This is a genomic window from Actinomyces glycerinitolerans, assembly GCF_900098745.1.
Taxonomy (GTDB): domain Bacteria; phylum Actinomycetota; class Actinomycetes; order Actinomycetales; family Actinomycetaceae; genus Actinomyces; species Actinomyces glycerinitolerans.
The window spans coordinates 1-15,058 of the sequence record NZ_FQTT01000016.1; the positions used below are offsets into that span (position 1 = coordinate 1).

Genomic DNA, 15,058 nt, shown 5'->3' on the forward strand with positions numbered 1-15,058 from the left:
CCCCGCCACGGTGATGCCCGCCGGTGAGGTGATCGCCTCCTACCACGAGCTGTGGCACGTGGAGCAATCATTCCGCATGAGCAAGCACGACCTGCGGGCCAGGCCCGTCTTCCACCACACCCACGACGCCATTCAAGCCCATCTCACCGCGGTGATGGCATCCCTGGCCGTCGCCCGCCACCTACAAGCCGCCACCGGCATCAGCATCAAACGACTCGTCCGCGAACTGCGGCCCCTCCAGGAAGTCACCATCACCATCAACGGCCACCAAATAACCGCCCAGCCCCAGCTCACCCAGACCGCACAGCAAATCCTCAACAACCTGAACGCCGCAGGGCACTAAACTGTCAGGACTCAGGCTATAAGGGGGTGACGATTCGCTGATGCGGGACGATGTTAGGCGGGTCCCGGTAGCTTATGATGTGCCGTCGGATAGACGCCGAAGCCGGGTTGCCAAGAAACTGCTCAAGTATGGCGATCGTATCCAGTACTCGGTCTTTGTTGTTGATGCTACTCCGGCGAAGCTTTTGCGGATGCGTGCCGAGCTCGACGAGGTCATCGATCCCGATGAGGATTCTGTGTTGCTGTGCGATGTAGGCCTGTTGGCCAGCGTTGACGCCGAGCGCTTTTCCTACATCGGTTTGACCCGGACGATCACGCCTGAGGGGCCGCTTGTCGCGTAGCCTGTGACTGGCGGCGAGCGCTCCGGTGGTCCGGATGAGCCCGGTAGCGCTCGCCGCCCTCAACGCCGCGTTTTGTGGCATTTCGGAGGACACACGGCTCGGTGTGGAGTGCGTCAAGGTGGTGCGTCCGGGACGAGCGCTCGCGATGTGGCTCCATAGTCGCGACGTGGTGGGCTAATCTATTGGTGCTGTTGCAGTCCCTCCGGGGACTGCACTTCATTGAGGCGAGACGGACTATCAGGCTGCTGTCACTGCCGCCGAGTGTTGCAGTCCCTCCGGGGACTGCACTTCATTGAGGCGAGGAGACCGCCGGCACCGAGGGGGAAGACGACTCGTTGCAGTCCCTCCGGGGACTGCACTTCATTGAGGCCTCATACACCGCGCACGCCGTATCGCTACCCCACCGGTTGCAGTCCCTCCGGGGACTGCACTTCATTGAGGCTCGCGGCCGGCGCTGGTGTCGGCCTCACGGGCGGCCAGTTGCAGTCCCTCCGGGGACTGCACTTCATTGAGGCAGGTAGGTATCGGGGTGGGCGCGTAAAGCTGCCCGGTTGCAGTCCCTCCGGGGACTGCACTTCATTGAGGCGGTGACGGCATGATGGTCTCGGCCGACGACCCCGGTTGCAGTCCCTCCGGGGACTGCACTTCATTGAGGCGTGGCGGACCCGCCGCCGGGGGCAGCCCACCCGTTAAGGTTGCAGTCCCTCCGGGGACTGCACTTCATTGAGGCACGACCCGGGTCGACGTGTCTGCGATCAGGCCCTCGTTGCAGTCCCTCCGGGGACTGCACTTCATTGAGGCCTCATAGCCGGGATCACACCGGCCGCCCCCTCGAGTTGCAGTCCCTCCGGGGACTGCACTTCATTGAGGCGCGATTGGGTGCGCTCACCCCGTCACGTTCACGGGTTGCAGTCCCTCCGGGGACTGCACTTCATTGAGGCCTGCACGGGCGCACCCGCCGCCGCGTCGACCCGGCCAAGTTGCAGTCCCTCCGGGGACTGCACTTCATTGAGGCGGCAGCCAGATCATCGATCACCCGCTCCCCGAGCGGTTGCAGTCCCTCCGGGGACTGCACTTCATTGAGGCGAGAGCGGGGCCTCCTCCTGGGCGATCAGGAACCCCGGTTGCAGTCCCTCCGGGGACTGCACTTCATTGAGGCAGCGCGCGTGCGACATGGCAGGCGAGCGTGAGTGCGGTTGCAGTCCCTCCGGGGACTGCACTTCATTGAGGCTTGCCGCGGGTCTTCCCGCCGCCCAGTGCACGAGCCAGGTTGCAGTCCCTCCGGGGACTGCACTTCATTGAGGCCCGGATATCAGCGAGCGGGCCGCCGACGACCTCGTCGTTGCAGTCCCTCCGGGGACTGCACTTCATTGAGGCGCGTCCACCGTGCACCGCAGCCAGGGCGTCACCGGTTGCAGTCCCTCCGGGGACTGCACTTCATTGAGCTGGGCGCCGACATCATGTCTGTGAGACATGCATGTCGGCGCCCAGACTGACGCTTAGGAACTCCGTCTACCCGCCTCGGCGTTTACGCCCGCCGCCGTCTACTACTCCGTGGGCGGCGGCGGGGCGGAGACGGGGCGGCCGTCGTTGGTCAGTTCGAGGACGCGCGCGTGGATGGAGGTGCGCCCCTGGAGCGCGGCGCGCAGGGCCCGGTGCAGACCGGTCTCCAGATACAACTCCCCGTTCCAGGCGACGACGTGGGCGAACAAATCACCGTAGAAGGTGGAGTCGTCGTCGAGCAGGCCGCGCAGGTCCAGCTGCGCCCGCGTGGTCACCAACTGGTCGAGCCGGATCTGACGAGGAGGGATGGCCGCCCAGTCGCGCTGCGCAGTGACCCCGTGAGCGGGGTAGGGCGCACTGTCGCCGACGGCCTTGAAAATCACGAACCCATGCTAACGGGAACGTGTGACACACCGGGACACGGAACGGCATTCGGACAATCCCGCCCGAGAGCCGGACCCCGTTGGCCCCGTTTGCTGAGCCCCGTTAGTCCCGGGCTGGTGGTGCGCATCCGCCCGGAGGCGCATAGGACGGCGGATCAGCGGCTCTCCGGCGTCTGCCGGCGCAGCAGGGGACCGGTGAGGTAGTGCTGAATGGTCGGCCCCACGACCTCCACCAGGTGGTCCACGGGGGCGCTGGCCAGCGGCTCCACCTGGAAGACGTAGCGGATCATCGCCAGGCCCACCAACTGGCTGCCGGCCAGGGTGGCGCGCTCGCGGGCGTCGGGTCCCAGCACCCCGGCCTGCTCCAGGGCCTGCGCAACCGGTACGGCGATCTGCTCGGTGGCGTAGGTCTGCACGGCCTCGGGGGCGCCGTCGTCGGTGGACACCCAGCGCAGCAGGGAACGGAACGTGACCCCGCCGGAGGAGTCGTCCCAGGCGGTCATCGCCAGGCGCACCAGGCGCGGCCCGGCGGTGCGGATGTCGCCGGAGATCACCTTGGCGATCTCCTCGCTGGCGCGTATGCGCAGGTTCATGGAGGCGCCGAACAGGTCGCCCTTGGAGCCGAAGTAGTAGGAGACGAGCGCCGGGTCGACGCCGGCGGCCCGGGCGACCCCGCGGATGGTGGTCTTGGCGAAGCCCTTGGCTAGGAAGGAGGTGCGGGCGGCGTCGAGGATGGCGTCGCGCGTGGTCTCGGCGCCCGTGCCCGCGCGACTGCCGGAGCGTGGCCCCCGACGACGTGCGGGTGCGGATGCGGAGCTGGTGCCGGGAGGGGCGGGGTCGACGTCGCCTGTGTCCTGGGGAATCGGGGTGGCGGGGAGGGGTTGCCCCGAATGGGATCGCCTGGGTGCGGCCGCGTCGCTCATGTCGTGAGGCTAGACGATCCGGCTCGCGGGGCCTGGGCGGCTGCACGTTCTCCCGAATTAGGAAAGGTTGGCTGCGCAATATTCAACGGCGTTCAGGGGATGTTCAGGCGGTTTCGGTCCGGCTCGCGGCGCTTCCAAGGAAAAGCCGCCAGGACTAAGGACCTAGGGCCGGGTTATTTCAACACCGTTGAAGCCCGACGGCGCCCGTGATTACGGTTCTATCCGACCCCGGGTCTTGGGAGGCCCCGGAAGTAACGCATTCCGGGTGGGGTCGAGAGGTGAATTCATGACCGCGAACGCTGACCGCAGGAACGACGTCGAGCAGCCCGCCGCTGTATCCGCGCCGGCCGTCTCCGGCGCCGCGCCCGTCGTGAATGAGGGGCGGCCGGTCGCCAGCACGGGCCCGTCGCTTATGGCCATCCCGCTCGGCATGCCCGCCTTCCCCGCCCGGCGCGCCACCGGCACGGCCGCCGCAGGCGCCCCATCTGCGACGACGGCCGCCGACGCCGATACCGCCAACCCCGCCGCCGCCCTGCGCATGGGCCTGGACATCGGCTCCACCACCGTCAAGCTCGTGCTGCTGCCCGAACCGGTCGCGGGCGAGCCCTTCCCCGAGCCGGTCTTTGCCGAGTACCGCCGCCACAACGCCGACGTGCGCGGCGAGGTCTCCCGCCTACTGGCCGAGGTCGACGCCGCCTTCCCGGGCGCGCGCGTGCGCGGCGCCGTCACCGGCAGCGCCGGCCTGAACCTGGCCAACCTGATGGGCCTGCCCTTCGTGCAGGAGGTCATCGCCGAGACCCGCACCGTCCAGGCCAAGAACCCCGAGGCCGATGTCATCATCGAGCTCGGCGGCGAGGACGCCAAGATCACCTACCTGCACCCCACCCCCGAGCAGCGCATGAACGGCACCTGCGCGGGCGGCACCGGTGCCTTCATCGACCAGATGGCGCAGCTGCTGCACACCGACGCCTCCGGCCTGAACGAGCTCGCCGCCAAATACCAGACCCTCTACCCGATCGCCTCGCGCTGCGGCGTCTTCGCCAAGTCCGACCTGCAGCCGCTGATCAACCAGGGCGCCGCCAGCGAGGACCTGGCCGCCTCCGTGCTCCAGGCCGTGGTCACCCAGACCATCGCCGGCCTGGCCTGCGGCCGCCCCATCCGCGGCAACGTCATGTTCCTCGGCGGCCCGCTGCACTTCCTGCCCGAGCTGCGCCGGGCCTTCGAACGCACCCTGGCCGACCAGGTCGACTCCTTCACCTGCCCCGACGACGCCCAGCTGTACGTCGCCGTCGGCGCCGCCCTCCTGGCCGACGGGGAGCCGACGCCGCTGACCGAGATCTCCGACCGCCTCGCCTCCCGCCGCGCCGCCGGCACGGGCGCCAGCCGCATGCGCCCCCTGTTCGCCGACGACGCCGAACTCGCCGCCTTCCGCGCCCGTCACGCCCAGGCCACCGTGGAGCGGGTCGGCTGGCCCGCCCCGCCCGCCGACGCCGAGGCCGCCGACGGCGCCCCCACCCACTACCAGGACTGCTTCCTGGGCATCGACGCCGGCTCCACCACCATCAAGGCCGTCGTCGTCGACGAGCAAAACCGCATCGTCTGGGAGCACTACGCCGGCAACGAGGGCGACCCCGTCACCGCCGCCGTCGAGATCCTGCGCCGCATCCACCTGGAGATGCCCGAGCACGTGCGCATCGTCCGCTCCTGCGTCACCGGCTACGGCGAGGGCATCGTCAAGGCCGCGCTGCGCATCGACGAGGGCGTGGTGGAGACCATGGCCCACTACCGGGCCGCCGCCCACCTGAACCCCGGCGTCACCAGCGTCATCGACATCGGCGGGCAGGACATGAAGTACCTGCGCATCCGCGGCGGCGCCATCGACTCCATCTCCGTAAACGAGGCCTGCTCCGCCGGCTGCGGCTCCTTCCTGCAGACCTTCGCCCAGTCCATGGGCCAGTCCATCCAGGAGTTCTCCGCCTCCGCGCTGACCGCGGACAGCCCGGTGGACCTGGGCAGCCGCTGCACCGTGTTCATGAACTCCTCGGTCAAGCAGGCCCAGAAGGAGAACGCCACCCCCGGCGACATCAGCGCCGGACTGTCCTACTCGGTGGTGCGCAACGCCCTGTACAAGGTCATCAAGCTGCGCGACGCCTCCCAGCTGGGCGAGCGCATCAGCGTTCAGGGCGGCACCTTCCTCAACGACGCCGTGCTGCGCGCCTTCGAGCTGCTCACCGGGCGCGAGGTGGTCCGCCCCGACATCGCCGGCCTCATGGGCTGCTTCGGCGCCGCCCTGACCGCCCACGAGACCTACGACGGCGTCCCCGGCACGCTGATGAGCCTGGCCGAGCTGTCCCGCTTCGGCTTCACCACCGAGACCACGGTGTGCAAGCTGTGCCAGAACCACTGCAAGCTGACCATCACCACCTTCAACGACGGCCAGCGGCACGTGTCCGGCAACCGCTGCGAGCGCGGCGCCACCCAGGAGCGCCGCAAGACCAAGTCCGACATGCCCAACCTGTACGACTACAAGTACCGGCGCACCTTCGCCTACCGGCGCCTGCGCCAGGGGCAGGACACCCGCGGCGAGATCGGCGTGCCCCGGGTGCTGGGCATGTACGAGAACTACCCGCTGTGGTTCACGATCCTCACCCAGCTGGGCTTCCGCGTCATGCTGTCGGGCCGCTCCAACCACGAACTGTTCGAGAAGGGCATGGACTCCATCCCCTCCGAGAACGTGTGCTACCCGGCCAAGCTCGCCCACGGTCACGTCCAGTCGTTGATCGACAAGGGCGTGAAGACCATCTGGTTCCCCTGCGTCTTCTACGAGCGCGGACTCGTCGACGGCGCCGACGACCACTACAACTGCCCGATCGTGGCCACCTACCCCGAGGTCATCCGCAACAACGTGGAGGCCATTCGCGACGGCGCGGATGCCGACGGCGCCGCGCCCGCCGAGGGGGAGAAGACCGACGGCGTGCGCATGCTCGCGCCCTTCCTGAACCTCGCCGACCCGGCCAAGCTGGCCGAGCGGCTGGTGGAGGTCTTCGCCGACTGGAACGTCACCCTCCCCGAGGCCCGCAAGGCCGTAGCGGCGGGCTTCGCCGAGGACGCCGCCTTCAAGGCGGACGTGCGCGCCGAGGGCCGCCGCACCCTGGAATGGATGCGCGAAAACGGCCGCAAGGGCATAGTCCTGGCCGGCCGCCCCTACCACATCGACCCCGAGATCAACCACGGCGTCCCCGACGTCATCAACACCCTGGGCATGGCCGTCCTCTCCGAGGACTCGATCCTGCCCGAACCCGAGCCGTCCCCCGACGGCGCCGGGGACGGCGTCGAGCACCAGGTGGCCGGCGGCGCACTGTCCCGCGCCGTCGCCTCCATCCGCCGCGGCCTGGGCCGCGGCAAGGAGGACCCGCAGGCGCCCGCCGACTGGTCCGACGTCACCGCGGAGGGGCTGGAGGCGCCGACGGCGTCGGTCGCCGTCGCCAACGTGTCCCCGAAGCTGCGCGTACGCGACCAGTGGGCCTACCACTCGCGCCTGTACCGGGCCGCCGAGCTGGTCACCCGGGCCGACGACCTCGAACTGGTGCAGCTGAACTCCTTCGGCTGCGGCGTCGACGCCGTCACCACCGACCAGGTGCAGGAGATCCTCGAGTCCGCCGGCGGGGTGTACACCACCCTCAAGATCGACGAGGTCTCCAACCTCGGCGCCGCCACCATCCGCCTGCGCTCGCTCGCCGCCGCCAGCGAGGCGCGCCGGCGGCAGCGGGAGGCGGGAGAGCAGGCGGCGGACGCCGGCGTCGACGAGCAGGCGCAGGACCTCGCGGACGAGCCCGTCGAGGTCGACACCACCACGCCCACCGCCGGGGACGCTATCGCCGTCGGCAAGGAGGACGGCGGTGCTTCGCGCGAGAACCCGGCGCCCGCGGACGACGGCGACCACACGCTCGCCGGGCGCGTGGCCCGCAGCGAGCGGAGCCTGCCGGCCGCCACCACCCCGATGTTCACCGAGGAGATGCGCGAGACCCACACCATCCTCATGCCGCAAATGAGCCCGATCCACTTCCGGCCGCTGGTGCCGCTCATGCGACGCCTGGGCTACAAGGTCGAGCTGCTGGAGTCCGCCAGCAAGGCCGACCTCGAGGTGGGGCTGCGCTACGTCAACAACGACGCCTGCTTCCCCGCCATCATGGTGATCGGCCAGCTCATCGGCGCCTTCGAGGACGGCTCCCACGATCCGGACAAGTGCGTGGTCGCCATCTCCCAGACCGGCGGCATGTGCCGCGCCACCAACTACGCCGCCATGCTCCGCAAGGGCCTGCGCGAGGCCGGCTACCCGCAGATCCCGGTGCTGGCCGTCTCCCTGCAGGGCATTGAGGAGAACCCCGGCTTCAAGCTCACCCCCACCATGGCCTACAAGGCGCTGCAGGGGGTCGTCATCGGCGACACCCTGAGCACCTGCCTGCTGCGGGTGCGGCCCTACGAGGCGGTGCCCGGCTCCGCGCAGGCGCTGTACGAGCGCTGGAGCCAGATCGCCTGCGAGTTCTTCGAGCACAAGGGCCGCTCCACCACCTGGGGCGGGCGCATCGGCTACCGCCGCCTGCTGCGGGAGATGGTGCACGAGTTCGATGCGCTGGAGCTGGCGGATGTGCCCCGCAAGCCGCGCGTCGGCGTCGTGGGGGAGATCCTGGTCAAGTTCCAGCCGGACGCCAACAACCACGTGGTCGACCAGATCGAGGCCGAGGGCTGCGAGGCCGTCGTCCCCGGGCTGCTGGGCTTCTTCCTCAACGGCATGACCACCGCCCAGTGGAAGGCGGACACCTACGGCATCGGCACCGACACCGTCTACCAGAAGAAGGCGGGCGTGTGGTTCATCGAGCAGGTGCAGGCCCCCGCCCGCGCCGCCCTGGCCGCCGCCGGCGGCAAGTTCGACGTCGAGTCCCCCATCGCGGAAATGGCCGAGAAGGCCGGCCAGATCCTCAGCCTCGGCAACCAGGCCGGCGAGGGCTGGCTGCTGACCGCCGAGATGATCGAACTCATCGAGCACGGCACCCCCAACATCGTGTGCTGCCAGCCCTTCGCCTGCCTGCCCAACCACGTGGTCGGCAAGGGCATGTTCCGGGAGATCCGCCGCCGCTACCCGCAGGCCAACATCGTCGGCATCGACTACGACCCCGGCGCCAGCGAGGTCAACCAGCTCAACCGCATCAAGCTGATGATCTCCACCGCCTTCATGATGCAGGAGGATGCCGCGCGGGATGCGGCCGGCGCACCGGCCACACCGGCGGGCGTGCGGACGGCGGAGGCGTCGTCGTCGACCGCGGATCGGCTGCTCACCGGCATTGACAACGCCTCGGAGGACGGGCGCACCGCCCGCGACCTGATCGCCGACTTGGGACCCGCCCCCGATGGCACGCCGACCTCACCGGACGTGGCCTCTCCCGAGCGGGTCGGCGCCGACCGGGTGTAAGTCGCGCAGTAGACGGTCGCCGTAGCGGGTCAGCCGTCAGAGCTGCGGGCGGACCCGGTCAGGTCGCCGCCATCCACGGAGGTCAGCAGGCAGGAGACTCTGCGGTCGCCCTGTGCCCAGGTGCTCTGCGTGGGCCGCAGGGAGGTGACCGCGTAGCGGCCCTGGGTGTAGGCGTCGTCGTAGCTGGTGCCGACGTAGTTCTCGAAGGCGTCGTAGCAGATGTCCGAGACGTACTGCTCCATGAGGTCGCCTTCCGGGAAGGCGTCCGCGGCGATCGCGCCCTCCGCGTAGACCTCGTAGCGGTGTGGGGCGGCGCAGTCGATGAGATCGACGCTGGAGACGGTGCCGGGCTCGGCGGCGCTCGCGGTGTTTGCCGAGGCGTCCGCCGTGGCGGTGTCGGGCTGTGACGCGGAGGGCTCCGGCGTCTGTGTGTTCGAGGTTTCCGCGCCGGCGTCTGCCGCGTCCCCGGGCGTGGCATAGGTCAGGCAGTCGCCGACCTCGATGTCCATGGCGGAAACGGTCTGTGCGGTCGGGGTGGCGAGGGCCTCCTGGAGCGGCACGCCCTGACTGGGTGTGGCGGACGGCGACGGCGTGGTTGTGGGCGTGGCGGGGTCCGCCGTGGTGCCGCCCTGGCATGCCGTCACTCCCAGGGCAAGCAGTAGCGCGGCGGGGATGGCGAGCGCGGTACGGGGATGACGCATGTCTTAAGGCTGACACACATTGCTCCGGGGACGGAAAGGCGCCCGTGCGCGGCCGTGGGCTCATCGGTGCCCCGCCGGCCGCCGGCCGTTGCGCCGGATCCGACACGCCCACCAACGCATTCAGCGCTGCGCGGGGGATGCCGCCGGACATGCCGGTGGCCCGTGGGCGGGTGGTGTCCCCGGCCCACAGGCCACCGACGAGGTGCTCGAAGCCCTCGGGGTTCCCGGTCCCGAGGGGCGGTCCTCCTTCGCCAGGACGACGCGGCGCGGGCTCCCATGTACCCGTCTCGTCTCGGAAGTGGGTCAGTCACTGGGCTCCCCATTCCCTCATGACCCGTTCCGCCCGGCGGCAGTGACCATGTAACCCGCTGCGGCTGGGAGGTCCCCCGATGTGGCGCTGTGAAAGTTCTAGGAACGACTTAACCGGCGGTTTGTGTGTGTGGGGGTGGTGGTTCGGGCCGGCGGTCGGGGTGTGGTGGTCGTGTTCGGGTTGATGAGGACGTCGTCGGCGCCGTTGTGGGTATGGACGGTTCGTGTGTTCCGGTGACGGTTCGTCAGGTAGCAGCAACGATTCGGCATGAACGGCGACGCTTCGTGCGTCTACCCCGCTATGTTGTCTTCACGCTCCTGGGACGGTTGAGTCTCAAGGCCTCTGAGATGCCGGTACACCCATCATTGCCGGGGTCTTGTTCAGCTGGGCGGGCGATTGGGGCCGACGGTTGAACGGCTGCCCTGTACGCCCCACCGCGTGCGAGGGCTAACTGACCTGGGAAGAAAGTCACCTAGTAATGGGCCCTTGGGCCCACTACCATGATTAAGCAACTCGTTCCGCACCACCGCCAGGAGGTCGATGATGATAACGACGTCCACCGCCCCGGCGCCTCAGCGCGAGGAGCCGACCCCGGCGCTCCCTCAGCCGACCAAGGACAGGGGCCAGGACTGGGCCGCCAAGGCCGAACTTGCGATGGAGGCACGTCGTCAGGGGGCCAAGCTGCGCCGCGGCAAGAGGAAGAGCTTCCGCCCCGTGGTTGGCCGTATCTGATGGCCTCGGCACCGCATACTCCGCTGTTCCACGCGGAGCATTCGGCCCGCTACGCACGCCAGGAGCTGATCAAGCAGTATCAGGATCTCAAAGACGTGAATCTCATCGTCGTGATCGACCAGATCGGCTGGACGAACATGACAATCCTTGAGGAACTCCTCGTCGACTGTGATCCAGAGAAGGACCTTCACTTGCTCCTGTCGTCCCCGGGCGGCGATGGGGAGACCGCTCTGCGTATGGTCCGCTCAATGCAGACGCGGTGCCGTGAACTCACGGTGCTTGTGCCGGACATGGCAAAGAGCGCCGCCACGATCCTTTGCCTCGGCGCGAACCACATCGTGATGGGGCCCGGCGGCGACCTCGGCCCGATCGACCCGCAGATGCTCTACACCGACGAGACCGGGCGACCGACGATGTCCAGCGCCAAGGACATCGTCGCGGCGGTTGAGGAGGCGGAGGCTCGGACAACTCAGAACCCGAACGCTTACCCTCTGTTCTCGTCGATGCTCGCCGACGTCACTATGGTGATGCTTGAGCAGGCGCGATCGGCCCTTGATAGGTCGGAGTCGCTCATGCGTGAAGCGTTGTCCGCAGCTGGTAGATCAGGGGATGAGGTCGAGCGTCTCGCCGGAGAACTGAAGCCACTCCTGATCGATGCGCCAAGAAGCCATTCGGCAGTCGTATCTGTCGACCACGCTGCCGCCGTCGGTCTGCCCGCTACAGCCGCGGACTGCAATGACGAGGCTTGGAAGTTGGTCTGGGCGCTCTGGACGCACTACTTCGCTCTCGGTTGCTGGCCTCGCGGCAATACAGCCATCTACGAGGGCGTTCGCGCATCGCATGAGGGATGACCTGTTCTCTCCCCTGACCGATCGCCCACCCAGGTATTGCGCCGGCCCTATGCAGGGTCGGCGCTTTCCTTCCATCAGCGCGGGGTGCTCGCGGTTTGCTAGTCGTCCCAGTCGAAGTCCGGGCGGGGCGTGGTGGCGGGCATCTTGTCGATGTTCGCGTCGGTGATGGCTTCGCCGAGGTCGTCGAGCCAGTCCTCGTCAATGGTTTCCGCGTCGGCGGTGTTGAGCACGACGTCGGCCTTGAGCTTGGTGCCCTTGACCACGGCCCTCACGATCGGCACGTAGCCGCGCTGCTCGATGTGCCTGACCAGGGGCAGGAGCTTGTCCGACTGTCCCTTGGTCAGTACTCCGACGCGCTGCCCGTCGATCTCGACCTGCACGCATTCGTATGACGACCGGGGCCGGATCTCGTTAATGGACCTCAGGGACGCCGCAACATGGTTGTCCACGTTGACGCCGCGACGCACGTACCCGGCCAGGACGTCCATGTGCTCCTCCTCCTTGGTCACTTGGATGCGCCTGCCCGTCGGGATTACGGCATACGGCGCGTCGGGGAAGTCATTGGAGGGGAACATGCCTGCCGGCTCGGGCACTACGAGCGTCACGCGGGCATTGACCTCGCCGCCGGCGGAGGGGCGGCTCGCCCAGACCCTCGCTCGAACCCGCACGAGCACGCCGTTGCCATGCATGCTCTCCAACGTCGGAAAGTATCTGTCGGCGTCCTCCTGGGCGAGATATCCAACGTGCTCCCCACCGAAGTACACGGCCACCGCACCATCCCCACCGTAGGGATTGTTCGGGTCCGGGACAAGAATTCCCTCCCCATAAACCTCGACGCCGCCGTACTGGTCGAACCCCGGCTTGCGGCCCAGTAAGCGCACGAATACCCGCTGCCGGTAGTGCTCCCCCACCACTTCAAGCGACTGCCCGGGAGCCCACGGGTCCACGAGCGTCCCCAACGGCTTCGGCGGCACCCAATCACCACTCGCAGTGCTGTAGCCCTCCCGGTCCTTGCGCTCCTGCTCGGCCTGGGCGCGCTCGCGAGCCGCTGCTGCGGCAGCGGCCCGTTTCTCCTCGCGTTCTTTTCGCCGTGCGGCTCTGGCGGCCTTCCGCTCAGCACGCTTTGCCTCCTGCCCTTCCTTGGCTGCCTGTCGCTCGGCTTCTATCTGACGTTGTTTCGCGGCTTTTTCCTCGGCTGCCTTGGCCTTCTGTGACTCGTCGCTGGGCTGGGTGTGCAGCAGGGCCGGTTGCGGTGGTGTCGGCCGGGCTGCGGCGGCCTGGGCGGCTCGCCGTGCGGCGCGTTCGACGGCCCACTTGTCTACACGTTCGGCTCCGCGGAACAGGAGCACTGCGACCACGATTGGTGGGATCACGAGGATCAGGGAGCCGAGGACGGCGTCTCCGGCACTGTAGTCGTCGGTGGACATGGCGCCGATGATGCCGATGATCCCGAGGCCTGCGAAGAGTGTGGACAGGACGCCGAGGACGCGCAGTGCGATCCCCCAGCCGGAGGGCTTCATATTCATCTCTTCCCTGAGTGCGGACAGTGGCGGGCGTCTCTTATCTTGCGCTGCGCTTAGCTCGTCTGTGCGGTTTTGAGGTCGCCTCAGGCAACGATCTTGTGACGACGCAGCGTCTCTCGGTAGGCGAACACGACCCACCTGGCACGTCAAGCTCGACGGCGAGCGCCCCGATGCGAGTTATCGGCGTGAACGTGTTGCTAAAGATCGGGATTTTAGTTGCTGTGGTGCGGGAAAGTCGGGGTGATTATGGCCTGGGAGGTTAACCCGGGGCGGTGGTTGACTTTCGGGGGTAGATGTGCGGGCCGTGAGAACACGGTCCCCACGAGCAAGGCTCTGCCCGATCTGCCAGACCCCTATGAAGAAGCCCGGCCGCACCGCCGCAGGCACCCAACGGTGGAAGTGCACCACCCCGGTTGGACCGCCCACGCCCCGTTGGACCGCCCACGCCCCGTTGGACCGCTGTAACCGGCGGCTACGGCGGTCCAACCGGGGAACAGCGGTCCAACCGGGGAACAGCGGTCCAACCGGGGAACAGCGGTCCAACCGGGGAACAGGGGTCCAACGGACAGGCTCAACAGCCACGCACACCGCCACCCAAGCACTTACACAACAGGACCTAGTGAGCCCGGGGGGGCGCCCGAACCACACACACGTTCGCGCCGACAACCCCGAAGAAGGCCTCTGGAAACGCAAAGGCTGGGCCGGACGAACCAGCTAGAACACCCCGACACGCCGGTCTAAAGCAACACGTTCGCGCCTATAACCCCCCGATGCGAGGGTCTGCCGGCATCTCGGCCCGGCAGTAGGCATCAGGGGTGATGAGCCGGCAGGCGACGGCCCGATTGGTATGGGCTTCGACCGCGCTGCCTTGGTGGCTGTCGTCCCCGCGGTCGCGGCGTGCCGCCACACGCAAATGGCTGCCCCTCACCCAAACCGGGTGTGGGGCGGCCCCTTTTTCGCGTGCCCGCGCGGTGGTGCTCGTCACGTAGGTGGTGGGCAGATGTTGACAGGAGTGTTGACAGGAGGGAAAAGAGAATCCCCGGAATCGCTATGATTCCGGGGAAAAGCGGTGGCGGAGGATGGGGGATTCGAACCCCCGAGGGCTTGCACCCAACACGCTTTCCAAGCGTGCGCCATAGGCCGCTAGGCGAATCCTCCAGGTGCCGCACGCGGCTGCTCACCACGCGTAGCGAAACGCGAATATATCGGACCCGGCGCCCTCAGCGCCAACCCGCAGCGGCCTGGATGCGGTGGCATCGGTCACGAGCAGACGTGGCAGGCGTGGGCGCGGTCCTGCCCGCATGGCTTGCTGGCCGGCGGACTTGACCGCCTCCGGCCCCCATCGGGTACGCTCGCACCCGGCCCCTCGTGCGGCGTCATCCAGTGAATCCCCCAGGACCGGAAGGTAGCAAGGGTAAGCGGGCTCTGGCGGGTGCACGGGGGGTCCTGACTTTTGCGGACGTCGAGTTGCCGCCGCGCTGTCGTCGGGTTATAGGCGCGAACGTGTTGCTTTAGACCGGCGTGTCGGGGTGTTCTAGCTGGTTCGTCCGGCTCAGCCTTTGCGTTTCCAGAGGCCTTCTTCGGGGTTGTCGGCGCGAACGTGTGTGTGGTTCGGGCGCCCCCGGGCTCACTAGGTCCTGTTGTGTAAGTGCTTGGGTGGCGGTGCGCGGTTGGGTGGCGGTGTGCGTGGCTGTTGAGCCTGTTAGTTGGACCGCTGTTCCCCGGTTGGACCGCCGTAGCCGCCGGTTACAGCGGTCCAACGGGGCGTGGGCGGTCCAACGGGGCGTGGGCGGTCCAACCGGGGCGGTGCACTTCCACCGTTGGGTGCCTGCGGCGGTGCGGCCGGGCTTCTTCATAGGGGTCTGACAGATCGGGCAGAGCCTTGCTCGTGGGGACCGTGTTCTCACGGCCCGCACATCTACCCCCGAAAGTCAACCACCGCCCCGGGTTAACCTCCCAGGCCATAATCACCCCGACTT

Annotated in this window: 9 protein-coding genes, 1 tRNA gene, 1 other RNA gene, 2 pseudogenes and 1 CRISPR repeat array; of the genes and pseudogenes, 7 read left to right on the top strand and 6 right to left on the bottom strand. The window is 68.1% G+C overall.

Annotated features, from left to right (window positions below; translation table 11 throughout):
- Together ACGLYG10_RS14925 and cas2 are read left to right on the top strand one after the other, a co-directional pair.
- The coding region (locus ACGLYG10_RS14925; RefSeq protein WP_432416217.1) for an IS1634 family transposase at window positions 1-343 on the top strand (343 nt) is incomplete at its 5' end.
- A 40-nt stretch (window positions 344-383) separates the two neighbouring features.
- On the top strand, window positions 384-683 hold the full coding sequence (gene cas2, locus ACGLYG10_RS14930; protein ID WP_073333776.1) for a CRISPR-associated endonuclease Cas2: 300 nt from the start codon (window positions 384-386) through the stop codon (window positions 681-683).
- A gap of 190 nt (window positions 684-873) precedes the next feature.
- Window positions 874-2,130: direct repeats of the CRISPR family, unit length 36 nt; unit sequence GTTGCAGTCCCTCCGGGGACTGCACTTCATTGAGGC.
- A gap of 100 nt (window positions 2,131-2,230) precedes the next feature.
- Here cas2 and ACGLYG10_RS14935 read toward each other — a convergent pair.
- Entirely contained in the window at window positions 2,231-2,569 is a 339-nt protein-coding gene (locus ACGLYG10_RS14935) for a type II toxin-antitoxin system VapB family antitoxin (RefSeq protein ID WP_073333778.1), read from the bottom strand.
- A 155-nt stretch (window positions 2,570-2,724) separates the two neighbouring features.
- Window positions 2,725-3,492, bottom strand: a complete 768-nt coding sequence (locus tag ACGLYG10_RS14940; protein ID WP_083566006.1) for a TetR/AcrR family transcriptional regulator — start codon at window positions 3,490-3,492, stop codon at window positions 2,725-2,727.
- Between the two features lie 538 nt (window positions 3,493-4,030).
- On the opposite strand from ACGLYG10_RS14940, the gene ACGLYG10_RS14945 reads away from it, so the two are divergent.
- Window positions 4,031-8,962, top strand: a complete 4,932-nt coding sequence (locus tag ACGLYG10_RS14945; protein ID WP_083566036.1) for an acyl-CoA dehydratase activase-related protein — start codon at window positions 4,031-4,033, stop codon at window positions 8,960-8,962.
- 29 nt (window positions 8,963-8,991) lie between these two features.
- On the opposite strand, the gene ACGLYG10_RS14950 is transcribed toward ACGLYG10_RS14945, so the two are convergent.
- Window positions 8,992-9,663, bottom strand: a complete 672-nt coding sequence (locus tag ACGLYG10_RS14950; protein ID WP_073333783.1) for a septum formation family protein — start codon at window positions 9,661-9,663, stop codon at window positions 8,992-8,994.
- Window positions 9,664-10,513: 850 nt separating this feature from the next.
- Between ACGLYG10_RS14950 and ACGLYG10_RS14955 the strand changes: the two genes are divergently transcribed.
- Both ACGLYG10_RS14955 and ACGLYG10_RS14960 read left to right on the top strand, forming a co-directional pair.
- Window positions 10,514-10,705, top strand: a complete 192-nt coding sequence (locus ACGLYG10_RS14955) for a hypothetical protein (RefSeq protein ID WP_073333785.1) — start codon at window positions 10,514-10,516, stop codon at window positions 10,703-10,705.
- Complete coding sequence (locus ACGLYG10_RS14960) at window positions 10,705-11,556, top strand: SDH family Clp fold serine proteinase (RefSeq protein ID WP_073333787.1); 852 nt, start codon at window positions 10,705-10,707, stop codon at window positions 11,554-11,556. The genes ACGLYG10_RS14955 and ACGLYG10_RS14960 overlap by 1 nt, the downstream gene beginning before the upstream one ends.
- 98 nt (window positions 11,557-11,654) lie before the next feature.
- On the opposite strand, the gene ACGLYG10_RS14965 is transcribed toward ACGLYG10_RS14960, so the two are convergent.
- Window positions 11,655-13,082: a hypothetical protein gene (locus ACGLYG10_RS14965; RefSeq protein ID WP_139241021.1), complete on the bottom strand. Its 1,428-nt coding sequence runs from the start codon at window positions 13,080-13,082 to the stop codon at window positions 11,655-11,657.
- Between the two features lie 301 nt (window positions 13,083-13,383).
- Here ACGLYG10_RS14965 and ACGLYG10_RS17005 point away from each other — a divergent pair.
- A pseudogene (locus ACGLYG10_RS17005) lies at window positions 13,384-13,482 on the top strand (transposase-like zinc-binding domain-containing protein); the annotation flags it as partial.
- A 667-nt stretch (window positions 13,483-14,149) separates the two neighbouring features.
- Here the strand turns inward: ACGLYG10_RS17005 and ACGLYG10_RS14975 are convergent.
- Window positions 14,150-14,237, bottom strand: a tRNA-Ser gene (locus ACGLYG10_RS14975).
- Window positions 14,238-14,436: 199 nt separating this feature from the next.
- Between ACGLYG10_RS14975 and ffs the strand changes: the two genes are divergently transcribed.
- Window positions 14,437-14,531, top strand: an RNA gene (ffs, locus tag ACGLYG10_RS14980) — signal recognition particle sRNA small type.
- A 356-nt stretch (window positions 14,532-14,887) separates the two neighbouring features.
- Here the strand turns inward: ffs and ACGLYG10_RS17010 are convergent.
- A pseudogene (locus tag ACGLYG10_RS17010) lies at window positions 14,888-14,986 on the bottom strand (transposase-like zinc-binding domain-containing protein); the annotation flags it as partial.
- Between the last annotated feature and the right edge of the window lie 72 nt (window positions 14,987-15,058).